At 69.1% G+C, this 26,162-nt stretch carries 19 protein-coding genes; 9 read left to right on the top strand and 10 right to left on the bottom strand.

The features are described 5' to 3' along the window. Window positions 1-73 precede the first annotated feature (73 nt). Window positions 74-3,442 (bottom strand): transglutaminase family protein, encoded by a 3,369-nt coding sequence (locus WG903_RS15920; RefSeq protein ID WP_340077181.1) that lies wholly within the window; start codon window positions 3,440-3,442, stop codon window positions 74-76. 71 nt (window positions 3,443-3,513) lie between these two features. Between WG903_RS15920 and WG903_RS15915 the strand changes: the two genes are divergently transcribed. Genes WG903_RS15915 through WG903_RS15900 form a run of 4 tightly spaced genes read left to right on the top strand, consistent with a single transcriptional unit; the run spans window position 3,514 to window position 10,036 of the window. Then, window positions 3,514-5,853, top strand: coding sequence for a DNA internalization-related competence protein ComEC/Rec2 (locus WG903_RS15915; RefSeq protein ID WP_340077179.1), 2,340 nt, complete (start codon window positions 3,514-3,516; stop codon window positions 5,851-5,853). 52 nt (window positions 5,854-5,905) lie between these two features. Then, the gene (locus WG903_RS15910; protein WP_340077177.1) at window positions 5,906-7,402 is read left to right on the top strand and encodes a circularly permuted type 2 ATP-grasp protein; all 1,497 of its coding nucleotides are present in this window, start codon (window positions 5,906-5,908) and stop codon (window positions 7,400-7,402) included. 1 nt (window position 7,403) lies between these two features. Next, on the top strand, window positions 7,404-8,357 hold the full coding sequence (locus WG903_RS15905; protein WP_340077175.1) for an alpha-E domain-containing protein: 954 nt from the start codon (window positions 7,404-7,406) through the stop codon (window positions 8,355-8,357). Continuing rightward, on the top strand, window positions 8,354-10,036 hold the full coding sequence (locus WG903_RS15900) for a tetratricopeptide repeat protein (protein ID WP_340077173.1): 1,683 nt from the start codon (window positions 8,354-8,356) through the stop codon (window positions 10,034-10,036). The genes WG903_RS15905 and WG903_RS15900 overlap by 4 nt, the downstream gene beginning before the upstream one ends. Here the strand turns inward: WG903_RS15900 and WG903_RS15895 are convergent. The 6 genes from WG903_RS15895 to WG903_RS15870 form a co-directional block, all read right to left on the bottom strand. Continuing rightward, on the bottom strand, window positions 10,028-11,479 hold the full coding sequence (locus WG903_RS15895; RefSeq protein ID WP_340077171.1) for a hypothetical protein: 1,452 nt from the start codon (window positions 11,477-11,479) through the stop codon (window positions 10,028-10,030). The genes WG903_RS15900 and WG903_RS15895 overlap by 9 nt on opposite strands. A 93-nt stretch (window positions 11,480-11,572) precedes the next feature. Then, the gene (locus WG903_RS15890; RefSeq protein ID WP_340077169.1) at window positions 11,573-12,193 is read right to left on the bottom strand and encodes an HD domain-containing protein; all 621 of its coding nucleotides are present in this window, start codon (window positions 12,191-12,193) and stop codon (window positions 11,573-11,575) included. Further along, on the bottom strand, window positions 12,190-13,263 hold the full coding sequence (gene mltB / locus WG903_RS15885; protein WP_340077167.1) for a lytic murein transglycosylase B: 1,074 nt from the start codon (window positions 13,261-13,263) through the stop codon (window positions 12,190-12,192). Before mltB ends, WG903_RS15890 begins: the two co-directional genes overlap by 4 nt. Before the next feature lie 29 nt (window positions 13,264-13,292). Further along, window positions 13,293-15,290, bottom strand: coding sequence for a transglutaminase family protein (locus WG903_RS15880; RefSeq protein ID WP_340077165.1), 1,998 nt, complete (start codon window positions 15,288-15,290; stop codon window positions 13,293-13,295). Beyond that, window positions 15,284-16,264, bottom strand: a complete 981-nt coding sequence (locus WG903_RS15875) for a DUF58 domain-containing protein (protein WP_340077163.1) — start codon at window positions 16,262-16,264, stop codon at window positions 15,284-15,286. The genes WG903_RS15880 and WG903_RS15875 overlap by 7 nt, the downstream gene beginning before the upstream one ends. Beyond that, on the bottom strand, window positions 16,261-17,181 hold the full coding sequence (locus tag WG903_RS15870) for an AAA family ATPase (RefSeq protein ID WP_340077161.1): 921 nt from the start codon (window positions 17,179-17,181) through the stop codon (window positions 16,261-16,263). Before WG903_RS15870 ends, WG903_RS15875 begins: the two co-directional genes overlap by 4 nt. A gap of 46 nt (window positions 17,182-17,227) precedes the next feature. Between WG903_RS15870 and WG903_RS15865 the strand changes: the two genes are divergently transcribed. Both WG903_RS15865 and WG903_RS15860 read left to right on the top strand, forming a co-directional pair. Beyond that, window positions 17,228-18,181 carry a histone deacetylase family protein gene (locus tag WG903_RS15865; protein ID WP_340077159.1) on the top strand — a complete coding sequence of 318 codons (954 nt, stop codon included), beginning with the start codon at window positions 17,228-17,230 and terminating at the stop codon, window positions 18,179-18,181. A gap of 11 nt (window positions 18,182-18,192) precedes the next feature. After that, window positions 18,193-19,461: a mechanosensitive ion channel family protein gene (locus WG903_RS15860; RefSeq protein ID WP_340077157.1), complete on the top strand. Its 1,269-nt coding sequence runs from the start codon at window positions 18,193-18,195 to the stop codon at window positions 19,459-19,461. Here the strand turns inward: WG903_RS15860 and WG903_RS15855 are convergent. The 3 genes from WG903_RS15855 to WG903_RS15845 all read right to left on the bottom strand — a co-directional run bounded on the left by WG903_RS15855 (window position 19,430) and on the right by WG903_RS15845 (window position 22,293). Then, complete coding sequence (locus tag WG903_RS15855) at window positions 19,430-20,722, bottom strand: TRAP transporter large permease (protein ID WP_340077155.1); 1,293 nt, start codon at window positions 20,720-20,722, stop codon at window positions 19,430-19,432. The two genes, WG903_RS15860 and WG903_RS15855, sit on opposite strands and share 32 nt — an antisense overlap. Beyond that, the gene (locus WG903_RS15850) at window positions 20,719-21,210 is read right to left on the bottom strand and encodes a TRAP transporter small permease (RefSeq protein WP_340077153.1); all 492 of its coding nucleotides are present in this window, start codon (window positions 21,208-21,210) and stop codon (window positions 20,719-20,721) included. The genes WG903_RS15855 and WG903_RS15850 overlap by 4 nt, the downstream gene beginning before the upstream one ends. 69 nt (window positions 21,211-21,279) lie before the next feature. Continuing rightward, the gene (locus tag WG903_RS15845; RefSeq protein ID WP_340077151.1) at window positions 21,280-22,293 is read right to left on the bottom strand and encodes a TRAP transporter substrate-binding protein; all 1,014 of its coding nucleotides are present in this window, start codon (window positions 22,291-22,293) and stop codon (window positions 21,280-21,282) included. A gap of 297 nt (window positions 22,294-22,590) precedes the next feature. Here WG903_RS15845 and WG903_RS15840 point away from each other — a divergent pair, with 297 nt between their 5' ends. From WG903_RS15840 to WG903_RS15830, 3 genes are all read left to right on the top strand, one after another. Then, entirely contained in the window at window positions 22,591-23,340 is a 750-nt protein-coding gene (locus WG903_RS15840; protein ID WP_340077149.1) for an electron transfer flavoprotein subunit beta/FixA family protein, read from the top strand. A gap of 1 nt (window position 23,341) precedes the next feature. Continuing rightward, entirely contained in the window at window positions 23,342-24,274 is a 933-nt protein-coding gene (locus WG903_RS15835) for an electron transfer flavoprotein subunit alpha/FixB family protein (RefSeq protein WP_340077147.1), read from the top strand. A 63-nt stretch (window positions 24,275-24,337) separates the two neighbouring features. Continuing rightward, a complete protein-coding gene (locus WG903_RS15830) occupies window positions 24,338-26,128 on the top strand; it encodes an acyl-CoA dehydrogenase (protein WP_340077145.1) in 1,791 nt (596 codons plus the stop codon). Window positions 26,129-26,162: the final 34 nt, after the last annotated feature.

Here is a 26,162-nt window from a genome sequence, read left to right as displayed (position 1 = left end):
ACCCGCATGAATGCTCACATCGCGCTGGCAGCGCGCACGCTGCCAACAGGTTTATCCACAGGCGCGGTGGATATCAATCGGCGCGGCGCAGGTCGAGCGTGAAAGGAAATTCTCGGCTGGCCGCCACGTCGAACGTGCTAGGCGGCGTGCGCAGCGCGCCGGGCGTGTGCCCCATGCGGAAGAAGCGCGCGAGCCGGCGGCTCTCGGCCTCGTACGAATTGACGGGGAACGTGGCGTAGTTGCGGCCGCCGGGGTGCGCGACGTGGTATTGGCAGCCGCCGAGCGAGCGGTTCATCCACGTATCCACGATGTCGAACACCAGCGGCGCGTGCGCGGGGATCGTCGGGTGCAGCGCGCTCGGCGGCGCCCACGCCTTGTAGCGCACGCCGGCGACGAATTCGCCGGCGGTGCCCGTGGGCTGCAGCGGCAGCGGCCGGCCGTTCACGGTGACGGCGTAGCGGCTCTCGTTCAGGCCGGTCACGCGCGCCTCGATGCGCTCCAGCGACGAATCGACGTAGCGCACGGTGCCGCCGGGTGCGCCTTCCTCGCCCATCACGTGCCACGGCTCCAGCGCGTTGCGCAGGTGCAGCTCCATGCCGGTGGTCTGGACCTCGCCCACCAGCGGGAAGCGGAACTCGAAATGCGGCGCGAACCACGCGGCGTCGAAGGCATAGCCGGCCTGGTTCATCTCGGCGATCACGTCGTGGAAATCCATCCACACGAAGGTGGGCAGCAGGAAGCGGTCGTGCAGCTGCGTGCCCCAGCGCGTGACGCTGGCGCGGTAGGGTTCGCGCCAGAAGCGGGCGACGAGCGCGCGGATCAGGAGCTGCTGCACGATGCTCATGCGCGCGTGCGGCGGCATCTCGAAGGCGCGCAACTCCAGCAAGCCCAGGCGGCCGGTCGAGCCGTCGGGCGAGTACATCTTGTCGATGCAGAACTCGCTGCGGTGCGTGTTGCCGGTGACGTCGATGAGGATGTTGCGCAGCGTGCGGTCCACCACCCAGGGCGGCATCGCCTCGCCGTATTGCTGGCGGTTGCGCGCGATTTGCTCCAGCGCGATCTCCAGTTCGTACAGCTGGTCGTTGCGCGCCTCGTCCACGCGCGGCGCCTGGCTGGTGGGCCCGATGAACAGGCCGGAGAACAGGTACGACAGCGACGGGTGGTTGTGCCAGAAGAGGAGCAGGCTGGCCAGCACCTCGGGCTTGCGCAGGAAGGGTGAATCGGCGGGGGTGGCGCCGCCCATGACGAAGTGGTTGCCGCCGCCCGTGCCGGTGTGGCGGCCGTCGGTCATGAACTTCTCGGCGGTCAGGCGCGTCTCGAACGCGGCCTGGTACAGGAACTCGGTGTGCTGCACCAGCTCCTTCCAGTCGTGCGCGGGATGGATGTTGACCTCGATCACGCCGGGGTCGGGCGTGACCTGCAGCAGCTTCAGGCGCGGGTCGCGGGGCGGCGGGTAGCCTTCGAGCACGACCTTCACGCCCAGCTCGCTCGCCGTGTGCTCGATCGCGGAGAGCAGTTCCAGGTAGTCCTCCACGCGCTCGAGCGGCGGCATGAAGACATAGAGCGCGTTCCCCTTGCCGCCGGCTTCGCGTTCGGCCTTGGGGCCGTTGGCGCGCTGCGGGTCGCGCACTTCCACGCACAAGGCGGTGCGCGTGAGGTCGCCCGCCGATTCGCCGCGTTTGGGGGCGGTTGCCGCCGGCGTCGTCTTGCGGCCATCGCGCGGCTGGAAAGCGACCTGCGTCGGCAGTGCATCGCGCGGCGCCATCGGGTCCACCTCGATCACCTGCTGCCGTTCGCCCGCCTTCGACCAGGGCAACGAATCGAGCGGCAGGCGGTACCCCATCGGCGAGTCGCCCGGCACGAGGAAGAGGCGGTCGTCGCGCAGGAACCAGGGGCCGCTCACCCAGCGCGTGCCGGCGAGCGGCGGGCCCGCCTCGTCGGCGCGCAGCGGCAGCACGTAGCCGACGACGGCTTCGAGCTTCTGCTCGAACACGCGGCGCAGGCGCGCGCGCTCCAGCTCGTCGTCGAGTTTCGATTCGAAGGGATCGACGTTGACCGGCAGGCGCCTTTCGCGCCACATGTAATAGAAGACGTCCTCGTAGCCGGCACGCACGTAGTCGTCGCCCAGGCCCAGGTTGGCCGTGAGCTTGCGGATGAAGCGCTCCGCATCCGCCGTGGTGTAGTGGGCGGGCTCGCGCTCGTCGGCGAAGAGCGACGGGTCGCGCCAGCACGGCTGGCCGTCGGCGCGCCAGTAGATCGACAGCGCCCAGCGCGGCAGCTGTTCGCCCGGGTACCACTTGCCCTGCCCGAAATGCAGGAAGCCGCCCTCGCCATATTCCTTGCGCAGCTTGTGCACCAGCTGCGTCGCGAAGCTGCGCTTGGTGGGCCCGAGCGCGTCGGTGTTCCATTCGGCGGCGTCGCGGTTGTCCACGCACACGAAGGTGGGCTCGCCGCCCATGGTCAGGCGCACGTCGCCGGCCTGCAATGCGCTATCGACTTCATCGCCCAGCGCCAGCACGTCGTCCCATTGCTCCTCGGTGTAGGGCTTGGTCACGCGCGGCGATTCCCAGATGCGCGTGACCTTCATCTCGTGGCGGAACTCCACCTCTGCTTCGTCCACCAGGCCTTCGATCGGCGCCGCGCCCGAAGGCTGCGGCGTGCAGGCGAGCGGCACGTGCCCTTCGCCTGCGAGCAGGCCCGACGTGGGATCGAGGCCGATCCAGCCGGCGCCGGGCAGGTACACCTCGCACCACGCGTGCAGGTCGGTGAAGTCGACGGAAGTGCCGCTCGGCCCATCGAGCGCCTTCACGTCGGGTGCGAGCTGGATCAGGTAGCCGGAGACGAAGCGCGCCGCCAGGCCCAGGTGCCGCAGCAGCTGCACCAGGAGCCAGCCCGAGTCGCGGCACGACCCGCTGGCGTTGCGCAGCGTCTCCTCCGGCGTCTGCACGCCGGGCTCCATGCGAATGAGGTAGCGGATGTCGCGCTGGAGCATCTGGTTCAGCGTCACCAGGAAGTCGATCGTCGGCAGCGGCTTGCGGTCGATCTTGCGCAGGTACGCTTCCACCAGCGCCGAGGCCGGCTCGGGCGCCAGGTAGGGCCCGAGCTCCTCCTTCAGTGCCGCGTCGTACTGGAAGGGGAATTTCTCGGCGCTGGGCTCCAGGAAGAAGTCGAAGGGGTTGTAGACCGCCATCTCGACGACCAGGTCCACCGTCACGGTGAACTGCGTCGTCTTCTCCGGGAACACCAGCCGCGCCTGGTAGTTGGCGAACGGGTCCTGCTGCCAGTTGATGAAGTGCTGCGCCGGTTCGACCTTGAGCGAATACGAGACGATCTTGCTGCGCGTGTGCGGCGCGGGCCGCAAACGCACCACCTGCGGGCCGAGCTGCACGGGGCGGTCGTACTGGTAGTGGCTGACGTGGTTCAGCGCGGCATGGATGGACATGGATCCATCCTAGCAAGAGTGGGGCCCGCCGACGATGTCGGCGCGATGTCGATCCCGGCCGTTGATCGTGCATGGGGAGAGGACTGGCGCCGGCCCTGCTCGGCATCGTGGCAGGCACGGCGTTGCAGCTGCAGCAGGCGCAGCTGTGGGCGGCGTGGGCCTATGCGGCCTGCGCGGCCGTGGGAGTGGCGCTCGTGCTCACGCGTCGCCGTCCGGGAGTCTTCCTGGGTGCGGTCTTCCTTGCTGTCGCGCTCACCGGCCTGCGCGCGGCTTCCTTCCAGTCGCAGGCGCTGCCTCCTTCGCTCGAAGGACGCGACATCGCCGTCACCGGCGTCGTGGCCGCCATGCCGCAGCGCGACGAAGGCGGCGTGCGCTTCCGCTTCGAAGTGGAGGGCTCCGACGCACGCCTGCCGCGCCTGCTGCAGCTGGGCTGGTACGGGCCGCTGGCGGCGGAAGACGCGGGCACGCTCGAATTCACGCGCGCGGTGCCGGAGCTGCAGGCGGGCGAGCGCTGGCGCTTCACGGTGCGCCTGAAGGCGCCGCACGGCAACCTCAACCCGCACGGCTTCGACTACGAGCTGTGGCTGTGGGAGCAGGGCGTGCAGGCCACGGGCTACGTCCGCACGGGCAAGGGCGATCCGGTGCCGCAGCGCCTGGGGCAGTCGTGGCTGCATCCCGTCGAGCGCGCGCGCCAATCCGTGCGCGACGCGATCCTGCGCCGCATCGAGGATCGCAAGACGGCCGGCGTGATCGCCGCGCTCGTCACCGGCGACCAGAACGCGATCGAGCGCGCTGACTGGGACGTCTTCCGCGCCACCGGCGTCGCGCACCTCATGAGCATCTCGGGCCTGCACATCACGATGTTCGGCTGGGCCGCGTCGCTGCTGGTGGGCGCGCTCTGGCGGCGCAGCGCGCGGCTGTGCCTGGCGTGGCCGGCGCAGCACGCGGCGCTGGCCGGCGGCGTGGTGCTGGCCGCGGCCTATGCCGTGTTCTCGGGCTGGGGCGTGCCGGCGCAGCGCACGGTGTGGATGCTGGCGACTGTCGCCTTGCTGCGGCTGTCGGGCCGGCGCTGGCCCTGGCCGCATGTCTGGCTCCTCGCGTGCGCCGTGGTCGTCGCCATCGACCCGTGGGCCATGCTGCAGGCGGGCTTCTGGCTCAGTTTCGTCGCGGTGGGTGTGCTCTTCGCCACCGATCCTGGTGGTGCGAAAGGCAAAGGCATCGTGCACGCCGTGCGCGCGTCGCTGCACGAGCAATGGGTGGTGACCCTCGCGCTCACGCCGCTGACGCTGCTGCTGTTCGGGCAGGTGTCGGTGGTGGGGCTGGCCGCGAATGCGATCGCCATCCCGTGGGTGACGCTGGTCATAACGCCGCTGGCGCTCGCCGGAGTGGCATGGAACGTCCTGTGGGATGCGGCCGCGGGTGCGATGCAGGTGCTGCAGTCGCTGCTCGAATGGCTCGCGTCCTGGCAGCTCGCGACGGTGTCGTGGCCTGCCGCGCCGTTGTGGGCGGGCGTGCTGGGTGTCGCCGGTGGCTTGCTGCTGGCGATGCGGCTGCCCTGGGGCGTGAAGGTGCTGGGCGTGCCGCTGCTGCTGCCCATCGTGCTGTGGCAGGCGCCGCGGCCGCCGGCGGGCGAGTTCGAGCTGGTCGCGGCGGACGTGGGGCAGGGCAATGCGCTGGTGGTCCGCACGGCCACGCACACGCTGGTCTACGACGCGGGCCCACGCTACGGGCCCGAAAGCGATGCGGGCCATCGCGTGGTCGTGCCCCTGTTGCGCGCCTTCGACGAGCGGGTGGACACGGTGGTGCTCAGCCACCGCGACAGCGACCACACGGGCGGCGCGCAGGCGGTGCTGGCCATGCAGCCGGGCGCATCGCTCCTGAGCTCGCTGGAGGAAGGCCACGAACTGCAAGCCTTGCGGCCCGGCGCGCGCTGCGTGGCGGGCATGCGCTGGGAATGGGACGGCGTCGCTTTCGACGTGCTGCACCCGCTGCCCGCGGACTACGCGGCCGCGGCCAAGCCCAATGCCATCAGCTGCGTGCTGCGCGTGGGCAACGGCCGCCGCACGGCGCTGCTGGCCGGCGACCTGGAGGCCCCGCAGGAGGCGCGACTGGTCGCAGCCGCCGCGCCCCTGCAGGCCGACGTGCTGTTGGTGCCCCACCACGGGAGCAAGACGTCGTCCACCGCCGATTTCCTCGACGCCGTGAAGCCCCGCTTCGCGCTCGTGCAGGCCGGCTACCGCAACCGCTTCGGGCACCCCGCGGCGCCGGTGGTGGAGCGCTACCGCGAGCGCGGCATCGCCGTCGTCGACTCGGCGCATTGCGGAGCGGCGCGGTGGGCATCGGGCGAGCCGGATCGCGTCGCATGCCAGCGCGAGGCCGCCGCCCGCTATTGGCATCATCGTGTTCCCTGAGAGTGCTCCTTGCACGGCCCGGAAGTTGCTATCCTGTCACCCGGAGCCGCCCATGCAGAAATTCGACGAGATGTTCGCGCAGTTGCCCGCCGACGGGGCCTTCCGGTTCCAGGCGCAGTCGCAGGGCGGGCAATCGCAGGTGCAGATGCAAGGCGTGCGCGGCCACTACGGCGAGTACGCCCAATGGCTGGCCCGCCAGCCGCAGCAATCGATGGATGCCCGCCGCGAAGAGGCGGAGATGATCTTCCGCCGCGTCGGCATCACCTTCGCCGTGTACGGCGCCAAGGACGAGGAAGGCGCGGGCACCGAGCGCCTCATCCCCTTCGACCTGATCCCCCGCATCATCCCCGCCCACGAATGGGCCGAGATGGAGCGCGGCCTGGTGCAGCGCGTGACGGCCCTCAATCGCTTCCTGCACGACGTCTACCACGAGCAGGAGATCCTGCGCGCCGGCGTCATCCCGGCCGACCGCGTGCTGAACAACGCGCAGTTCCGCAAGGAGATGATGGGCGTCTACACGCCGCACCGGGTGTATTCGCACATTGCCGGCATCGACATCGTGCGCGCGCCCAACGCCAAGGGCGAGGGCGAGTACTACGTGCTGGAGGACAACCTGCGCGTGCCCAGCGGCGTGAGCTACATGCTGGAAGACCGCAAGATGATGATGCGGCTGTTCCCGCACCTGTTCTCGTCGCACAAGGTCGCGCCGGTCATGCACTACCCCGACCTGCTGCTCGAGACGCTGCGCTCCTGCGCGCAGCCGGGCGCGCCGGACCCGACGGTCGTGGTGCTCACGCCCGGCATGTACAACAGCGCCTACTTCGAGCACGCCTTCCTCGCGCAGCAGATGGGCGTGGAACTGGTCGAGGGGCAGGACCTCTTCGTGAAGGACCGCTACGTCTACATGCGCACCACGCGCGGCCCGAAGCGGGTCGACGTGATCTACCGGCGCGTCGACGACGACTTCCTCGACCCCTCCGTGTTCCGCCCGACGTCGACGCTCGGTTGCGCCGGGCTGCTCGAGGCCTACAGCTCCGGCAACGTGACGATCTGCAATGCGGTGGGCACGGGCGTGGCCGACGACAAGTCGATCTACCCCTACGTGCCCAAGATGATCGAGTTCTACCTGGGCGAGAAACCGATCCTCAAGAACGTGCCCACGTACCAGTGCCACGACGACGAGGACCTCAAGTACGTCCTGGCCGACCTGCCGAACCTCGTGGTCAAGGAAGTGCACGGCGCGGGCGGCTACGGCATGCTGGTCGGGCCGGCCGCGACGAAGCAGGAGATCGAGGACTTCCGCAAGGCGATGCTCGCCAACCCCTCGGGCTACATCGCGCAGCCCACGCTGTCGCTGTCCACCTGCCCGACGTTCGTGGACGCCGGCATCGCCCCGCGCCACATCGACCTGCGGCCCTTCGTGCTCTCGGGCAAGGAGGTGCAGATGGTGCCCGGCGGCCTCACGCGCGTGGCGCTGAAGGAAGGCTCGCTGGTCGTGAACTCGTCGCAGGGCGGGGGCACGAAGGACACCTGGGTGCTGGAGGCCTGACATGCTCTCGCGCACAGCCGATCACCTGTTCTGGATGGCCCGCTACACGGAGCGGGCCGAGAACACCGCCCGCATGCTCGACGTCAATTACCAGACGTCGCTGCTGCCGCAATCGGCCGCCGTCGCGCAGGTCGGCTGGCAAGGCATGCTGTCGATCAGCGAGCTGATGCCGGCCTACAGCGCCAAGCACGGCGACGTCATCCCGCACAGCGTCATGCAGTTCATGGTCAAGGACGAGAGCAATCCCTCGTCCATCATGTCCTGCCTGAAGGCGGCGCGCGAGAACGCGCGGGCCGTTCGCGGCTCGCTCACCACCGAAGCCTGGGAAACCATCAACCAGACCTGGCTCGAAGCCAACCGCATGATCCGCGCCGGCGAGTTCGAGACGGACCCGGGCCAGTTCTTCGAATGGGTGAAGTTCCGCTCGCACCTGTCGCGTGGCGTCACCGTCGGCACGATGCTGATGGACGAGGCGCTGCACTTCATGCGCCTGGGCACCTTCCTGGAGCGCTCGGACAACACCGCGCGCCTTGTCGACGTGAAGTTCCATGCCGTGCAGAGCGACTTCTTCGGCGCCGCCAGCGAGAAGGACCAGGAGTACGACTTCTACCACTGGAGCGCGATCCTGCGCTCGGTGTCCGGCTTCGAGATCTACCGCAAGGTGTACCGCGACGTGATCAAGCCCGAGCGCGTGGCCGACCTCTTGATCCTGCGCCCCGACATGCCGCGTTCGCTGCACGCGAGCCTGAACGAGGTCGTGCACAACCTCGCCGCCGTGGCCAACGACCAGTCGGCCGAGACGCAGCGCCGCGCCGGCAAATTGCAGGCGGAGCTGCAGTACGGCAGCATCGACGAGATCCTCGCCACCGGCCTGCACGCCTACCTCACGCAGTTCCTCGACCGCGTGAACGAGCTGGGCGGGCGCATCAGCCGCGACTTCCTGATCCCGACTTGAGCTCGCCCCCCAACCCGATGGAGCAGGGCGTCGCGCTCCTCAAGGGCGGGCGCTTCCACGAAGCCGTGCACGTGTTCGCCGCGGTGCTGCGCACGATGCCGCTGTCGCCCGATCCGCGTGTGGGCCTGGCGCAGGCGTTCGCGGGCACGGGCGACGGCTGGGCGGCCACGGCCTGGATGAGCGATGCGTGCCGCGTCGCGCCGCGCCGTGCGGAGCTGTGGCTGGAGCTGGTGCGCATGCTGGGTGCGCAGCAGCGCGAAGCGGAGGTCGAGCCGGCGCTCGTCGCCGCCGTCAGCGCGAACCCCGACGACATCACGCTGCTGCAGATGCAGGGCCAGCTGTACCTGCGCCGCAAGCACTACCCGCCGGCGTTGAAAGCCTACGAGCACCTGCACGACCTGAAAGTGGAGGAGCCGAGCGTGCTCCTCAACTACGGCTTCTGCCTGGAACACACCGGTGCGGTGGAAAAGTCGGTGCGCCTGTACCGCAAGGCGCTCGCCCTCAAGCCCGATTTCATGGAGGCGCAGGTGGATCTCTCGGGCGTGTTGTGGCGCATCGAGGATTTCCAGGGGGCGCTGGCGCACGCGCAGAAGGCGATCGAGCTCGCACCGGACAACCCTTACGCGGTGCGCATCCTGGGCACCGCGTACCTGAACCTGAACCAGCTCGAAGAGGCGGAGAAGTACTTGCGCCGCGCGCTCGAACTCCAGCCCGAGTTCTCGCTCGCCGAGATCGACCTCGCGTTCACGCTGCTGCTCGGGGGCCGGCTCGAAGAAGGCTGGCCCATGTACGCGCGCCGCTGGCGCGACACCGAGCGCATGGTGCGTCCGCCGTTCTACAACCCGCAGCTGGAGTGGCAGGGCCGCACCGCGCAGCCGGCCCGCGGCAAGCGCATCGCGGTGTATGCGGAGCAGGGCCTCGGCGACGTGATCCAGTTCATCCGCTACGTGCGCGAGCTGCAGGCCGACGGCGCCACCGTGTACGGCGTGATCCAGCAGGAGCTGGTGCCGCTGGTGGAGCACAGCTTCCCCGGCGTGGAATGCCTCAAGGGCGGCAAGGTGCTGGAGGCCGACCACCACGTCGCGCTGCTGGACCTGCCGATGCACTACGGCACGCGGCTGGAGTCCATCCCCGCCGGCATTCCCTACCTGCGCGCGCCGCAGGACAACGTGCAGGAATGGGGGCAGCGCCTGCCGCCTGCCGAAGGGCGGCTGCGCGTGGGCCTGGCATGGTCCGGCTCGCTGCGCCAGGTGAACAACAACAACCGCGCCGTGCGGCTGTCGCATTTCCGTCCGCTGCTGGACATGCCGGAACTGCAGTGCTTCAGCCTGCAGAAGGGCGAGTGCGGCGTGTTCACCGACATCGCGCCGGGCGGGGAGCAGCTCGTCGACCTCACGGGCGAGTGGAACGACTTCACCGACAGCGCGGCGATGATCGAGAACCTGGACCTGGTGATCACGGTGGACACCTCCATCGCGCACCTCGCGGGCGCCATCGGCAAGGAGTGCTGGGTTCTGCTCGCGCCCAACGCCGACTGGCGCTGGCTGCTGGAGCGCGAGGACTGCCCGTGGTACCCGACGCTGCGCCTGTTCCGCCGCGGCTTTGGCGAGGCGCGCGCGAAACAGGTGGAGCGCGTCGTGCAGGCGCTGCAGCAACGCCTTGCGATCAGCTCACTCTAGTTGCGTCGAAGGTGACCAGAGATGCGCTCGCAAGCTCGTCTCGGGTGAGTCGGGCCGGTCGCCCACGTGCGACCAGGTAACGACCGCGCCGTTGTTCCCCGTACCCGCGGCGGCCAGGTAGTCGTTGGAGAACGCGCGCGGCGCCGTCGCGACGACCACACCGCCGAGCGCTTGCGCCGACGGGCTGAAGCGGCGGACCATCACCGCGCCGGGCAGGCGCGTTTCGGTTACCCAGGAGGCCAGGAAGTTGCCGTCGTCGAGCGGCGCGAGGGCGAGCGCCCGATGGTTGGGGTTGAACACGGGGTAGCCGCTCGGGGTCGGGCAGGCCTTCTTCGCGACGTCCGCCTCGCCGTCAATGGCGACGAAAGGTCCCAGCGGCGCGCCGGTGGGGCTGGCGACCATCACGCTCGCGGTGATACCGCCGGTGCAATTCCTGAAGTCGTCCACCAAGGCCCCGAACGCGAAATTGCCTTGCGCGAGCACCGTGAAGTCGGCGGCGACGGGACGCTGGCCCGACACGCCCGTCAAGGTCGCCGCGAGGGTCGGCGCGCCGAGCGGTGCGGCATCGGCCGCATAACGCCGCACGTACCATTCCAGCGGCGCGCTCTCGGTCGACGTGTACGCGGCCCAGCTCACGGCGAAGCCGCCGTCGGGCGTCGGCGCGACGAAGAATCGCTGCAGGCGGATACCGGCCGGCAGGACGGTGAAGGGTTCGCCGACCATCGCATTCGCCGCGCTGTAGCGCTGGCCGATGGCCTCCTGGCTCGTCACGCCGAACGTCGGCGCGAGAGCAATCTCGAACCGCACATAGCCGCCGTCGCCCAGCCGCACGATGTTCGTCGCACGCACCGAGGGCCGCGACTCCCCGTAGCCTTTCTGCCCGTTCGCGGTGAAACGCCGCATCTGCGCGAAATAGCCGTTGCCGTCGGTCGCTCCCCAGGCAGCGACGATGCTGCCGTCGGCGAGCGTCGTGACGTGGGGGTTGTAGAAGGACCAGCCCGTGAGCGGACCGTCGGAAACGCGGAACTCCGGGCCGAGCGCCGTGCCGTCGGCCGCGTAGCTGCGCGCGAAGATGCCTTGCTCCGGCGAATTCGCGCCCGTGAAGCGGGAGCTCGCCGCCCACACCACGACGAAACCGCCGTCCGGGGTGCGGGCCACGTGCGAATCGGCCTTGTCGATGGTGACGGGTGACACCTCGAACTCGGTGTTGACCGCCATGGACGGGGAAGGCGTCGGCGCAGGCGTATTCGTCCCGCCCGTCGAGCCCGTGCCGCTCGTCGTCGGCCCGCCCGTGCCTCCGCCCGTAGGAGTGTCGGTGCCCGTGCCCGCCGTCGTGGTGGGTGGGGGCGTGGAGGACGTGCCGCCACCGCCGCCGCCGCATGACGCCATCGCGAGCGCCGCAACGACCACGAATGCGCAGGTGAGCCAGTTGTACTTATTCATGGGCCACTCCTGGGTGTGAGCCCGTGAAGATTCACGCGGGCAAGCCGGTCCGTAAGACAGACAACGACGGTCCGCGTCGTAGGACCGAAACGCTCAGCTACCCAGGCGCGCCAGCGAACGCTTCAGGTTCTCCCGCGCGCGCTCCTCGAAGCGCGAATGGAAGTCGTCCGAGCCGTACAGGCGCTCGCGATCGAGGAAGTTCTGCAGCACGCGCCTGCGGCCCACGCGCCACTCGGCCTCGGGCACGTGGCCGTACTCGCGGCGGACCTGCTCGTCGGATTCGTCGAAGCGCGCGAGCTCGGCGCCGAGGATGGACAGGTCGATGTCGACCAGCGCCTGCATCGCCTTGTCGGCCTGCGGCTGGTGGTCCACGGTGGCCATGATCATGTCGTGCACGCGCTGCGCGGTGGCCTGAGGCACGCCGGCGGCGATCGCCTCGCGCCGCGCCCAGTCGGCGCTGCGGCGCTCGTTGTCGTCGCGGCGCGGGTCGTAGTAGGCGTCGTGGAACCACAGCGCGATGGCGACCTGCGCCGACTCTTCGGGCGTGAGCTCGATGCCCGTGAGCAGCTCGAAGCATTCGCGCAGGTGCTGCAGCGTGTGGTAGTGGCGGTGGTCTTCGCTCCAGCACTGCACGAGTTTCCTGTGCAGCGACTCGCCGCCCTCGCGAGCGCCGAGCGCGCGCCAGGCCTTCGACCAGGATGCGCAGTCGATCATGATCCGCGCTCCGCCGCGATGGCGGCCTTGACTTCGTTGCCCAGTTCGATCACCGCCATGGCGTAGTAACTGGACCAGTTGTACCGCGTGATGACGTAGAAGTTCTCCGTCCCGGCTACGTACCGGGGCGGGTTGTCGCCGTTTTGCAACTCGATCAGCGCCAGCTTGCCCGCGTGCTCGCGCCCCGGGGTGTCGAGCACGGCGCCCAGGTCGCCGAAACGCTCCGCGCTGAAGGTGGGCAGGATGTCCGGCGCCAGCAATGCCTCCAGGTCCAGCCGCATCGGGTCGAAGCTCACGGGAAAGTGCGTGGGCACGCCGGGCTGCCAGCCGTAGCTCTTGAAATAGTTGGCCACCGAGCCGATCACGTCGGCGGGGCTGGCGCGCAGGTCGATGCGCTTGTCACCATCGAAGTCCACCGCCCACTTCGCCCAGCTGCTCGGCATGAACTGCGGCATGCCCATGGCGCCGGCGTAGCTGCCCAGGGGCTGGGTCGGGTCGGCCTTCTTCTCGCTCTCGGCGGCCAGGAAGGCCTCGAGCTCGCCGCGGAAGTACGCGCTGCGGTCGGCGGCGCGCGGGTGGCTCGCGGGGAAGTCGAAGGCCAGCGTGGCCAGCGCGTCCAGCACGCGGAAGTTGCCCATTTGCTGGCCGTAGATGGTTTCCACGCCGACGATGCCGACGACCATTTCGGCCGGCACGCCGTACTCCTGCTCCGCGCGCGCGAGCGTCGCCTCGTTCTGTTTCCAGAACTTCACGCCGGCGGCGATGCGCACGGGGTCGATGAAGCGCGAGCGGTACACGGCCCAGTTCTTGGGCGTGCCGGCCGGGGCGGGCTGCATCAGGCGCACCACCGTGGGCAGCAGCTGCGCGCGCGCGACGGCGCCGCGCACCCAGCGCGCATCGAGGCCGCGGCGCTGCGCCATCTCGTCGGCCCACTGCATCGCGTCCACGCGCGTGGCATAGGGCACGCCGCGGTAGGGCGAACGCTCGGGCACGGCGGCCTTGCGCGCGGCCTGCGCGGTGGCGGGCGAGGCGGCGAACAGCGCAGACGCGCTCAAGGCAATGGCGAGCATCGCGAAAAATGTCCGGGTGGCAGCTCGCATCAGGCGGGCCAGGCGATGGTCCTCAGTTCTCTGCGTAACGCGCGCAGGTCGGCGCTGGCCGACGGCGCGTACCGCTGTTGCTCCAGTTTCAACAGCCAGTCCGCCAACTGTGCACCGGCTTGGCCGAATTGCGCTGTGACGAGCATCGCAATCCGGCGCGGGGGCGCCGCAGGTGTGAGATTCATCCCGTTCGAGGCGAGGCGGCGGCGCACGCGGTGCAGGAGGCGCAGCCACGGGTCGTGCTCGCGCCGGTCCCAGACCGTCCACGCGGCCCCGCCGATGGCGACCAGCACGACGATCGCGATCAGCACGAAGGCCAGGTCCTCCCAGCTGGGGGCCAGGAAGCCGATGTCCTTCAGCAGATTGAGCTGGCGGCTTTGCGTGTAGTTCAGGATGCGCTGGTTCCAGGCGTTGTTGATCGCCTCCCAGGCGGCGCGCAGGTTCAGGGCCAGCCCCGGCGTGACGCTGCCGAAGGCGGCGGCCAGGGCGCCTTGCGGCGGCGCCAGGCGCTGCAGCGAGCCGATGCGGCCGGGCGCGACGGCCGACGTCGGGTCCACGCGCACCCAGCCCTGGCCCGCGAACCAGACCTCCGTCCAGGCGTGCGCGTCGCTCTGGCGCACGACCCAATAGCCGTCCACGCGATTGAGCTCGCCGCCCTGGTAGCCGGTGACCACGCGCGCCGGGATGCCGGCCGAGCGCATCAGGACCACGAACGCCGAGGCGATGTGCTCGCAGAAGCCCTCCTTGCGGTCGAACCAGAACTCGTCGGCGGTGTCCGCGCCGTAGACGCCGGGGTCGAGCGTGTAGCGGTAGCCGCCGCCGCGCAGCCGGTCGAGCGCGGCCTGCACGAAGGCGGGCGTGCCGCCGCGGACGACCGCGCCCTCGGCGCGCATCTGGGACGCCAGCTGCTGCGTGCGCGGGTTGAAGTCGGGGGGCAGCGCCAGGTATTCGGGCGCCAGCGCCGCGATCGTGCGCGGCCCGTGGCGGAACTGCGTGTGGCTCTCGGCCTTGTAGCGAAGCAGGTCGGTGACGGCGCGATTGGCGAGCCACACCAGCTCGCTGGTCATGACCGTGTCCATCCCCGGCGACTGGGGCGCCTGCTGTGCGGCGTCGAGCACCATCAGCCAGGGCCGGTTGGTGGGCTCCAGGGTGACCTCGTAGTGCACCGGCGGCCCCAGCACCTGCAGCTGCGAGATGCCGGTGAAGGCCAGCGTGGCGAAGCGCTGCTGCAGCGGGCGCCACTCGCGGCCGTCGAAGGTGGACAGCACCGGACCGCGGAAGTACATGTCCTGCTGCGCCGGCAGGCTGCCCTCGAACTTCACGCGCATGGCGATGCTCTCGTCCAGCGCCAGCGACGCGATGTTGCCCACCTGCATGGTGGACGAAAGGCCGCTGCGGCCCGCCATCGCATCGCCGGGCGTGCCCCACAGCGGCGCGAAGCGCGGGAACAGCACGAACAGCACGGCCATCACCGGTGCGCCGAGCAGGGTCATCCAGCCGGCCGTGCGCGCCGCCTCGGACAGCGGCGGCTTGCCCACGGGCATGTGCGCGTTGACCAGCGCCGTCAGCAGGCCGAGCAGCGCCAGAAGCATCGCCCCCGCCGTGGCCAGCGACTGCGAGAAGAAGAAGTTGGTGAGCATCGTAAAGAAGCCCAGGAAGAACACCACGAAGATGTCGCGCTTGGCGCGCAGCTCCAGCGTCTTCAGCGCCAGCAGCACGACGATCATCGTCACGCCCGCGTCGCGCCCGAGCACCGTGCGGTGCGTGGCGAAGGTGGCCGCCACCGCGACGGCCAGCAGCGCCAGCAGCCAGCCCTTGCCCGGCAGCGGCTTCGAGGCGACGGCCAGCCAGCCGCGCCACAGGAGCACGCCCGCGCCGAGCATGGTGCACCACACGGGGATGTGCGGGACCTGCGGCACCACGATCCAAGCGATCACGGCCAGCAGGAACAAGGTGTCCCGGGTTTCGCGCGGCAGCGAGTCGAACCGGTTCAGCATGTCGCCAGCGCCTCCAGGCACTGCCGCTTGTGCGCCTCGCCGGCGCCCGGCGCGATCTGGATGCCGGGCAGGCGCAGGCCATAGTCCATGCCCAGGCGGTCGGCCTGCAGCACCCACGCCGCCAGGCGCGACAGGCGCAGCTCGGTGTCGCTGTGGCCGGCCTGCTTGAAATCGAGCCACAGCTCGTAGCGCTGCGCCTGTTGCGCGTCGCGGCTCACGAGCTCGCCGGTCTTGGCGGCCTTCTTCCACACGACCAGCTTGAGCGGGTCGCCGCGCCGGTACTCGCGCACGCCGTCGAACTCGCCCGTCACCTGCGAGCGAGCGCGCGCGGCGCCGCCGGCGCGCGGCTCACCGGGTGGGAGGGGCGGCGGGTAGGCCTCGGGCTGCGGGTACACCAGCACCTGCGCGGCCGGCCGCCAGACGGTCCACACGCGGAAGGTGCCGAGCGGGAAGCGCGTTTCGGCCGTGAGCGGCGGCACGCGGTGCAGGCCGCGCCGCTCGGGCTTGAACGCCACCTGCACCACGCTGCTGCCGAGCGCGGGCACGTCCGTCCACACCCACTTGTCTTCCACCTGCGAGTCGAGCACCGCCATACCGATGCCGTGGCGCACCGAGCCGCGGTTGTTCGTGAGCACGATGCGCAGCGCGGCGCTGGCGCCGGCGAACTGTGGGTCGGGCTGCATCAGGTTCATCGTCAGGGCGCGCAGCGTCGCGTGGCACACATGCATGCCGACCACGCCGCAACCGGCCAGCAGGAACGTCAGCAGGTAGCCCAGGTTCAACTGGTAGTTGATCGACGCGATCACGAGGATCAGCAGCGTCGCGACCATCATGAAGCCGGGCCGCGTGGGCAGGATGTAGACGTTGCGCTGCGTGAGCGTCAGCGTGTCCGACAACGGCAGCCGCGCCTGCCACCACTCGCGGAACTGGCGCCGCGCGTACGCGAACGGGTTCAGCACGAGCGCGGGGATCATGGCAAGGGCACGGCCTCCAGCATCGCGCGCACCTGCTCGATCGGGCCGCGGCCGGCGTCGCCGACGGGCATGAGGCGGTGCGCGATGGTCTGCGGCAGGATGGACTGCACGTCGTCGGGCGCGATGTAGTCGCGGCCGTTGAGCATCGCCTGCGCCTTGCCGGCGCGCACGACGGCGATGCCCGCGCGCGGCGACAGGCCCTGCAGGAACCAGCGGCCCGACCGCGTGGCGGCGATCAGGTCCTGCACGTAATTGAGCAGCGGCTCGGCGGCGTGCACCTGCATCACCTTCTGCTGCAGCAGCTGCAGGTCCACGGGCGTGAGCAGGTTGCGCATCGATTCGACCATGCCGCGCCGGTCGGCCCCGCCCAGCAGCTCGCGCTCCGCCGCGCGGTCCGGGTAGCCCAGCGAGATGCGCATCAGGAAGCGGTCCAGCTGCGACTCGGGCAGCGCGAAGGTGCCCAGCTGGTCGTGCGGGTTCTGCGTGGCGATCACGAAGAAGGGCGAGGGCAGGGCGCGCGTCTCGCCTTCCACCGTCACCTGGCGCTCCTCCATGGCTTCGAGCAGCGCGCTTTGCGTCTTGGGGCTGGCGCGGTTGATCTCGTCGGCCAGCAGGACCTGCGCGAAGACCGGGCCCGGATGGAATACGAAAGCCTCCTTGCCGCGCTCGTAGATCGACACGCCGGACAGGTCGCTGGGCATCAGGTCGGCCGTGAACTGCACGCGCGAGAACTGCAGGCCGAACGCGCGGGCCAGCGCATGCGCCAGCGTGGTCTTGCCGACGCCGGGGACGTCCTCGATCAGCAGGTGCCCGCCGGCCAGCAGGCAGGCCACGCAGTCGCGCACCTGCGCGGGTTTTCCGACGACCACCGTGTTAAGCTGGTCCAGCAGCGACTTGAGTTTTTGTTGTGCTTCCATGGAAGGCATGACGTTACCGCAGAACGGCCGCGCTGGAGCGAGACACGTGAACAAGACGGGCTATTTCACCCACGCCGACTGCCGCCGGCACGAGATGGGCGCCGGCCACCCCGAATGTCCCGAGCGCCTCGACGCGATCGAGGACCGGCTCCTCGTCACCGGCGTGATGGACGCCCTCGACCGGCGCGACGCGCCCCTTGCGTCCCCCGACGACGTCGCGCTCGCCCATACCGAGATGCACGTGGCCTCGATCCGCGGCCTGGCCGAGGAGCTGGCCGACGAGATCATGGCGGGCGGCCGCCCCTACGCCGTCATCGACCCCGACACGGCCATGAACCCGCACACCTGGAACGCGGTGCTGCGCGCCGCGGGCGCGGTGGTGGCGTCGGTCGACGCCGTCATGGCCGGCGAGGTGCAGAACGCGTTCTGCGCCGTGCGCCCGCCCGGCCACCACGCCTGCCGCGACCGGGCCATGGGCTTTTGCGTGTTCAACAGCATCGCCGTCGGCGCGGCCTACGCCTTGCGCCGCCATGGCCTGCAGCGCGTGGCCATCGTCGACTTCGACGTGCACCACGGCAACGGCACGGAGGACATCTTCTCCGGCGACGACCGGGTGCTGATGGTGGGCATCTTCCAGCACCCCTTCTACCCCTACTCGGGCGCGGGGCCGCATGCGGACAACATGCTCAACGTGCCGGTGCCCGCCTACACGAAGGGCGCGGCCATCCGCGACATCGTCCAGCAGAAGTGGCTGCCGGCGCTGGAGGCGTTCAGGCCCCAGATGGTCTTCATCAGCGCGGGCTTCGACGCCCACCGCGAGGACGACCTGGGCCAGCTCGGGCTGGTGGAGGCCGACTACAGCTGGATGACGGAGCGCATCAAGGAAGTCGCCGCGAAGCACGCGCAGGGGCGCATCGTGTCTTCGCTGGAAGGCGGCTACAACCTGGACGCGCTGGGGCGCAGCGTCGAGGCGCACGTGCGCGCGCTGGCCGACCTGTGACGCACTGACGAATGACGGACTTCGAGAAACTGGTCCAGGACCTGGGCCATCCGGGTGTGCCGTGGGAGGCCGCGGCGCTGCTGGGCTGCCTGCTCGCGGCCTATGCGCTGTGCTGGGCGATCGGCCGCCATGCCAAGACGGCGCACTCCGTCTGGTTCGGGCGCGGCATCGTCGACGGCGTGCTGTTCCCGCTGGTGGCGCTCGCGTTCACCTACGTGGCCTTCCTGTATTTCGCGCAGCGCCAGCCGGCGGGCGTCCTCCGCATCGCGCTGCCCATCCTCGTCTCGCTGGCGGGCATCCGCTTCATCGCGCGCGTGCTGACGGTGGTGTTCCCGAACTCGGGATTCGCGCGGCTGATGGAGCGCGTCTTCTCCTGGCTCGCCTGGATCGCGGCGGTGCTGTGGATCGTCGGGATGCTGCCGGCGGTGATGGACCAGATGGAGGAGATCCACGTCGCCTTCGGCAAGTCGCGCATCAGCCTGCTGGCCGTGGTGCAAGGCGTGCTCTCCGCCGGCGCGGTCATGGTGGTCACGCTGTGGATCTCGGCGGCGCTGGAGCACAAGCTGCTCACGCAAACGGTGCACGACCTGTCGCTGCGCAAGGTGGCGGCCAACGCGATCCGTGCCGTGCTGGTGCTCGTCGGCCTGCTCATCGCGCTGTCGTCGGTGGGCGTGGACCTCACGGCGCTGTCCGTGCTGGGCGGCGCGGTGGGCGTGGGCCTGGGCTTCGGCCTGCAGAAGCTCGCGTCCAACTACATCAGCGGCTTCGTGATCCTGTTCGAGCGGTCCCTGCGCATCGGCGACACCGTGAGGGTCGACAACTTCGAAGGCGTGGTGACCGACATCAAGACGCGCTACACCTTGATCCGCTCGGCCAGCGGGCGCGAAGCGATCGTGCCCAACGAGAAGGTGATCACCGAGCGCGTGGAGAACCTGTCGCTGGCCGACCCGAGGATCCTGCTGTCCACGGAAGTGGCCGTCGGCTATGACAGCGACCCCGCGCAGGTCCAGCAGCTCCTGATCGATGCCGCGCTGGGCACGGCGCGCGTGCTGAAGGACCCCGCGCCCGCCGCGCACTTCGTGAAGTTCGGCGCCGACGGGCTGGAGTTCCAGCTGGTCTTCTGGATCGACGACCCGGCGAACGGCCAGACCAACGTGAAGTCCGACGTGAACCTGCGCGTGCTGGCCGCGCTGCGCGATGCGGGCATCGACATCCCGTACCCGCAGCGCGTCGTGCGCGTGCTCGAGGCTAATTCATCAGGGACGGCAGCCACAGGCTGAGCTGCGGGAACGCGATCAGCAGCCCGAGCACCACGACCATCACCAGGACGAAGGGCCAGCAGCCGCGGAAGATCTGGCCCAGCCCCACGTGCGGCAGCAGGGCGTTGAGCACGAAGAGGTTCATGCCCACGGGCGGCGAGATCAGCCCGATCTGCACGATCATCACGATCAGCACGCCGAACCACACGGGGTCGAAGCCCAGGCCGGTCACGATCGGGAAGAACAGCGGGATGGTGAGCAGCACCATCGTGAGCTCCTCCATCACCGTGCCCAGCACCACGTAGATCGCCATCATCGACACGACGACCATCGTCGGCGACATGCCGGTGCCGGTGATCCAGTCCTTCAGGTCGTTCGGCATCGTCGTGAAGTTCACGAAGTTCGCGAAGATGGTCGCCGCGATCAGCAGCGTGAAGAGCATCGCCGTGGTGCGCGCCGACTCGACGAGCACTTCGAACAGCACGCGCAGCGTGAGCTGGCCGCGGAAGAGCGCGAAGAGGAACGCGCCGAAGGCGCCGAAGCCCGCGCCCTCGGTGGCCGTGAAGAAGCCGCCGTAGATGCCGCCCAGCACCACGATGACGAGCACCAGCACGCCCCAGATGCCGCGCAGCGCGCGCCAGCGGTCGGGCCACGACGTGCGCTCGCCGGCGGGGGCGTGTTCCGGGTCGCGCGAGGTCACGACCACGATGCCCGCCATGAGCAGGGCAGCGTTGAGGAGGCCCGGGATGATGCCGGCCGCGAACAGCTTGCCGATGTTCGTCTGCGTGACGATCCCGTAGATGACCATGATCGTCGAGGGCGGGATCATGATGCCCAGCGTGCCGCCGGCCGCCATGACGCCGGTGGACAGCGAGTCGCTGTAGCCCAGCTTCTTCATCGACGGGTAGGCGACCTTGCTCATGGTGGCGGCCGTGGCGATCGACGAGCCGCAGATCGCGCCGAAGCCCGCGCACGCGGCGACGGTGGCGTGCGCGAGGCCGCCGCGCACGTGGCCGATGAAGGCGTAGGCGGCCTGGAACAGCTCGTGCGCGAGGCCGGCCCGCGCGACGAAGTTGCCCATCAGGATGAACAGCGGGATGACCGACAGCGTGTACGCGAAGCCGGTTTCGTAGACGACCTGCGCCGTGCTGGCCAGCGCCGGCTGCCAGCCGCGCGTGACCCCGATGCCCACGAAGCCGACCACGCCCATCGCGAAGGCGAGCGGCAGGCGCATGAGCGCCAGCAGGAAGATGACGGCAAAGCCGACCAGTGCCTCGATCACAGCGCGACCCCTTCGCCTTCGGCCTTCTCGACGCGGGGCTGCGCCATCAGGAACAGGTGGATGACGCCGGTCACGACGCACAGCACGCCCATGCCGTAGATGAAGGGTGCCTTGGGGATGGACAGCTGCGCCGTCGTCTCGCCGTTCACGCCGAACTGCCTCCCCGTCTGCCACATCAGCCAGCCGAGGCCGATGAGGAGCGCCGCAGAGACGAGGTGAACCAGCACGTCCTGCGCGCGCCGCAGCCATTCGGGCAGGTAGGGGTCGAGCGAATCGAACTCGACGTGCTCACCGCGCTCGGAGACGAGCGGCAGCGCGGCGAAGATGACGACCACCATCAGCAGCTCGGTGATCTCCAGCGAGCCGGGAATCGAGTTGTTCACCAGCTTGCGGCCCAGGACGTCGAAGAACGTCAGGGACATGATGCCGAAGAGCGCTGTGCCGCAGAGCAGCCCGCTGGCGAACTCGAGGATCTTCTTGAGGGGCATGGGCAGGGCGAGAAAAAGGCGGCACGCGGGTGCCGCCTTTGTACCAGAGACGGATGAGCTGGGACGCTTTTACTTGGAGAGCTTCGCGATTTCCGCGCGCAGCTCGGCGAGCACCTTGGCGGGGTCCTTCAGGCCCTTGGCTTCCGCCGCCTGCGCCCATTCCTTCTCGAGCATCGAGGTCTTGGACTTCATGTCGGCGACGAACTTCGCGTCGGCCTTGGTGATCTGGATGTTGTTGGCCTGCATGAGCGCGTAGGCGCGGCGGTCGGCCTTGTCCCAGTGGCGGCCGATCAGGCGCGCCAGGGCCTCGCCCGACGTCTCGTCCACGGCCTTCTTCTCCTCGGGCGTGAGCTTGTCGTACTTGGCCGGGTTCATCATGATGACGAAGCTGGTGTTGTACAGGCCGCCCGGGAAGGTGGTGGCGTACTTGATGATCTTGTCGATCTTGAACGACTCGATCGATTCGGCCGGGAACAGCGTCCCGTCCATCACGCCGCCGGAGAGCAGCTCGTAGGACTCGCTCGCGGGCTTGAGCGTGACGTTCATGCCCACGACCTTGGCGATGTCGTTCACGATGCCGCCGCCGACGCGCCACTTCATGCCCTGCAGGTCGTCGACCTTCGTCACCGGCCGCTTGGTGTTGAACACGATGCCGGGGCCGTGCGTGAAGTACGCGAGCACCTTGACGTCCTTGTGCTCCTGCGTGAACTGCGGGTACTTCTGGGCGATGCGGTTGAACGCGACCGAGACGGTCTCGGCGCTGTCGCCCATGAAGGGGAACTCGGTGACCTTCGGCAGCACGAAGCGGTTCGGCGTGTAGCCGTGCACGGTGAAGGACACGTCGGCCAGGCCGTTCTTCACCGCGTCGTAGGTGCCGGGCGGCGCGGCGACCGGGCGCGGCAGCAGGTTGCACTTGATCTTGCCGCTGGTCTTCTTGGAGACCTCCTCGCACCACTCGCTTTGCGCCAGCGTCAGCGCGTGGCCCGGCGGCACCCAGCTCGAAAGCGTGAGCGTCGTCTGCGCCGCGGCGGGAAAGGAGGCGAAGGCGGCCAGCGCCGCGGCGGCGAACAGGTGTTTTTTCATTGGGGAACTCCGGATTTGTGGGATGGCCACCAATGTACGGGGCGCATTCGCGCGCACCGGTCCAGACTTACCCGAATTCACCGACCGTCGAGTCGGGAAACTGTCGGCTTGTGGACGCACGCGCCTAATCCGGCCACGAACCCTGCCTATAATCAAAATCGAACGAGCGTGCTTTTTTGATCCGCGGCCGCCTCGATTGACGGCGGAACGACAATGCCCGCGACGGCGCGCGCCCTAGAATCCAGCTATTCCGTTTACGTAAACGTCAATTCCGAAAACTCTCAAGGAGACCGCAGCATGAAGGTCCTCGTCCCCGTCAAACGGGTGGTCGATTTCAACGTGAAGGTCCGCGTCAAGTCGGACGGCACGGGCGTCGACATCGCCAACGTGAAGATGAGCATGAACCCCTTCGACGAGATCGCCGTCGAGGAGGCCGTGCGCCTGAAGGAGAAAGGTGTCGTGACGGAAGTCATCGCCGTCTCCTGCGGCGTCGCGCAGTGCCAGGAAACGCTGCGCACCGCGATGGCCATCGGCGCCGACCGCGCCATCCTCGTGGAGACGAACGACGAGCTGCAGCCGCTGGCCGTCGCCAAGTTGCTCAAGGCCGTGCTCGACAAGGAAGGCGCGCAGCTCGTCATCCTCGGCAAGCAGGCCATCGACGACGACTGCAACCAGACCGGCCAGATGCTCGCCGCGCTGGCGGATCTGCCGCAAGCCACCTTCGCCTCGAAGGTGGAGATCGCCGACGGCAAGGCCAAGGTCACGCGTGAAGTGGACGGCGGCCTCGAGACCGTGTCGGTCACGCTGCCCGCAGTCATCACCACCGACCTGCGCCTGAACGAGCCGCGCTACGTGACGCTGCCCAACATCATGAAGGCCAAGAAGAAGCAACTGGACACCTTCAAGCCCGCCGACCTGGGCGTGGAGATCAAGCCGCACCTGAAGACCCTCAAGGTCATGGAGCCGCCCAAGCGCGGCGCCGGGATCAAGGTGCCGGACGTCGCGACGCTGGTGGACAAACTGAAGAACGAAGCGAAGGTGATCTGAGATGAGCGTCCTCGTCATTGCCGAACACGACAACGCGTCCATCAAGGGCGCCACCCTCAACACCGTGACCGCTGCCGGCCAATGCGGCGGCGACGTGCACGTGCTCATCGCCGGCCACAACGCCGGTGAAGCCGCGAAGAAGGCCGCGGCCATCGCCGGCGTCGCCAAGGTGTTGCACGCCGACGCGGAGTACTTCGCGCACGGCCTCGCCGAAAACATGGCCGCGCAAGTGCTCGCGATCGCGGGCAACTACACCCACATCCTGTTCCCCGCCACGGCCAGCGGCAAGAACATCGCGCCGCGCGTGGCGGCCAAGCTGGACGTCGGCCAGATCAGCGACATCACCAAGGTCGACGCGGCGGATACGTTCGAGCGCCCGATCTACGCCGGCAACGCCATCGCCGTGGTGCAGAGCCTCGACGAGAAGAAGGTGATCACCGTGCGCACGACCGGCTTCGACGCCGCGGCGGCCACCGGTGGCTCCGCCGCCGTCGAGACGCTCACCGCCGTCGCCGATTCGGGCAAGAGCAAGTTCGAAGGCAACGAGATCGCCAAGAACGACCGCCCCGAGCTCACCGCCGCGAAGATCATCGTGTCGGGTGGCCGCGCGCTGGGTTCCAGCGAGAAGTTCCAGGAAGTGATGACGCCGCTGGCCGACAAGCTGGGCGCCGCCATCGGTGCCAGCCGCGCTGCAGTCGATGCGGGCTACGCGCCCAACGACCTGCAGGTGGGCCAGACCGGCAAGATCGTCGCGCCGCAGCTGTACATCGCCGCCGGCATCTCCGGCGCGATCCAGCACCTGGCCGGCATGAAGGACTCCAAGGTGATCGTCGCGATCAACAAGGACCCGGAAGCGCCGATCTTCAGCGTGGCGGACTACGGCCTCGAAGCCGACCTGTTCACCGCCGTCCCGGAGCTGGTGAAAGCTCTTTAACTTGAAGGACGAGGCGCGGGGAACCGCGCGCCTCGTTTTCTCCTTGGTCCGAAGGACATTCGCATGAGCTACAAGGCCCCCGTCAAGGACATGCTGTTCAACATCCGGCACCTCGCCAACATCGACGAGGTCGCGAAGCTGCCGGGATTCGAGGAAGCAGGTTTCGACACGGCGGCCGCCGTGCTCGAGGAGTGCGCGAAGTTCAACGAGGGCGTGGTCGCGCCTCTGAACGTCGCGGGCGACAAGAACCCGTCGTCGTGGAAGGACGGCGTGGTCACGACGACGCCGGGCTTCAAGGATGCCTACAAGCAGTTCATGGAAGGCGGATGGCAGGGCATCCAGCACCCGCAGGACTTCGGCGGGCAGGGCCTGCCCAAGACCATCGGTGCGTCGTGCGGCGAGATGCTCAATTCCGCCAACCTCAGTTTCTCGCTGTGCCCGCTGCTCACCGACGGCGCCATCGAGGCGCTGCTCACCGCGGGGTCCGACGAGCTGAAGGCCACCTACCTGGAGAAGCTCATCTCCGGCGAGTGGACCGGCACGATGAACCTGACGGAGCCGCAAGCCGGCTCCGACCTGTCGCTCGTGCGCACGCGCGCCGAGCCGCAGCCCGACGGCACGTACAAGGTCTTCGGCACGAAGATCTTCATCACGTACGGCGAGCACGACATGGCGAAGAACATCGTCCACCTGGTGCTGGCCCGCGTGCAGGGCGCGCCGGAGGGCGTGAAGGGCATCAGCCTGTTCGTCGTGCCCAAGTTCATGGTCGGCAAGGACGGCTCGCTCGGCGCGCGCAACGACGTGCACTGCGTGTCGATCGAGCACAAGCTGGGGATCAAGGCTTCCCCCACCGCCGTTCTCCAGTTCGGCGACCATGGTGGCGCGGTCGGCTACCTCGTCGGCGAGGAGAACCGCGGCCTCGAGTACATGTTCATCATGATGAACGCCGCCCGATACGCCGTGGGCATGCAGGGCATCGCCGTGGCCGAGCGTGCGTACCAGCAGGCTGCCGCTTTCGCGAAGGAGCGCATCCAGTCGCGACCGGTGGACGGCTCGATCAACAAGAGCGCACCCATCGTGCACCACCCCGACGTGCGCCGCATGCTGATGACGATGCGCTCGCTCACCGAAGGCTGCCGCGCGATGGCCACCGTGGCCGCCGCCGCCTATGACGCCGCGCACCACCACCCCGATGCGGACGTGCGCAAGCAGAACCAGGCCTTCTACGAATTCATGGTGCCGCTGGTCAAGGGCTACAGCACCGAGATGAGCGTGGAGGTCACCTCGCTCGGCGTGCAGGTGCACGGCGGCATGGGCTTCATCGAGGAGACCGGCGCGGCGCAGCACTACCGCGATTCGCGGATCCTGCCGATCTACGAAGGCACGACAGCGATCCAGGCCAACGACCTCGTGGGCCGCAAGACGGCGCGCGACGGCGGCGCCACCGCACGCGCCATCGCGGCCCAGGTTGAGAAGACCGAAGGCGAGCTGGCCAAGCGCAACTCGCCGGCCGCCAAGGCCGTGCTCAAGCGCCTGTCCGCCGCGCGCAAGGCCTTCAGCGACGTGGTCGACTTCATCGCGTCCAACACGAAGTCGTCGCCCAACGCGGCGTTCGCGGGCTCCGTGCCTTACCTGCTGCTCGCGGGCAACCTCGTGGCCGGCTGGCAGCTGGCGCGTTCGCTGCTGGCGGCCGAGGACCTGGCCGCCAAGGGCGAGGACAAGGCCTTCATGCAGGCCAAGGTGATCACGGCGCGTTTCTACGCCGACCACATCCTGTCGAAGGCGCCCGCCGCGCGCGACGCCATCGTCGATGGCGCCGAAAGCGTGACGGCGCTGCCGGTCGACGCGTTCTGACACCCGGGCGACACCCGTGCGGTGCCGCCCATTC

Origin of the sequence: Ramlibacter sp. PS4R-6, from assembly GCF_037572775.1 — a bacterium.
In the GTDB taxonomy this organism is placed as follows: domain Bacteria; phylum Pseudomonadota; class Gammaproteobacteria; order Burkholderiales; family Burkholderiaceae_C; genus Ramlibacter.
Note: the sequence above shows the minus strand (reverse complement) of the source record. Positions and strands in the feature narration are given on the sequence as shown.

Bases quoted from the DNA above. Each gene is read 5' to 3' on its own strand.
- WG903_RS15920 (WP_340077181.1), bottom strand. From the start codon at position 3,442: ATGTCCATCCATGCCGCGCTGAACCACGTCAGCCACTACCAGTACGAC.
- WG903_RS15915 (WP_340077179.1), top strand. From the start codon at position 3,514: ATGGGGAGAGGACTGGCGCCGGCCCTGCTCGGCATCGTGGCAGGCACG.
- WG903_RS15910 (WP_340077177.1), top strand. From the start codon at position 5,906: ATGCAGAAATTCGACGAGATGTTCGCGCAGTTGCCCGCCGACGGGGCC.
- WG903_RS15905 (WP_340077175.1), top strand. From the start codon at position 7,404: ATGCTCTCGCGCACAGCCGATCACCTGTTCTGGATGGCCCGCTACACG.
- WG903_RS15895 (WP_340077171.1), bottom strand. From the start codon at position 11,479: ATGAATAAGTACAACTGGCTCACCTGCGCATTCGTGGTCGTTGCGGCG.
- WG903_RS15890 (WP_340077169.1), bottom strand. From the start codon at position 12,193: ATGATCGACTGCGCATCCTGGTCGAAGGCCTGGCGCGCGCTCGGCGCT.
- mltB (WP_340077167.1), bottom strand. From the start codon at position 13,263: ATGCTCGCCATTGCCTTGAGCGCGTCTGCGCTGTTCGCCGCCTCGCCC.
- WG903_RS15880 (WP_340077165.1), bottom strand. From the start codon at position 15,290: ATGCTGAACCGGTTCGACTCGCTGCCGCGCGAAACCCGGGACACCTTG.
- WG903_RS15875 (WP_340077163.1), bottom strand. From the start codon at position 16,264: ATGATCCCCGCGCTCGTGCTGAACCCGTTCGCGTACGCGCGGCGCCAG.
- WG903_RS15870 (WP_340077161.1), bottom strand. From the start codon at position 17,181: ATGGAAGCACAACAAAAACTCAAGTCGCTGCTGGACCAGCTTAACACG.
- WG903_RS15860 (WP_340077157.1), top strand. From the start codon at position 18,193: ATGACGGACTTCGAGAAACTGGTCCAGGACCTGGGCCATCCGGGTGTG.
- WG903_RS15850 (WP_340077153.1), bottom strand. From the start codon at position 21,210: ATGCCCCTCAAGAAGATCCTCGAGTTCGCCAGCGGGCTGCTCTGCGGC.
- WG903_RS15845 (WP_340077151.1), bottom strand. From the start codon at position 22,293: ATGAAAAAACACCTGTTCGCCGCCGCGGCGCTGGCCGCCTTCGCCTCC.
- WG903_RS15840 (WP_340077149.1), top strand. From the start codon at position 22,591: ATGAAGGTCCTCGTCCCCGTCAAACGGGTGGTCGATTTCAACGTGAAG.
- WG903_RS15835 (WP_340077147.1), top strand. From the start codon at position 23,342: ATGAGCGTCCTCGTCATTGCCGAACACGACAACGCGTCCATCAAGGGC.
- WG903_RS15830 (WP_340077145.1), top strand. From the start codon at position 24,338: ATGAGCTACAAGGCCCCCGTCAAGGACATGCTGTTCAACATCCGGCAC.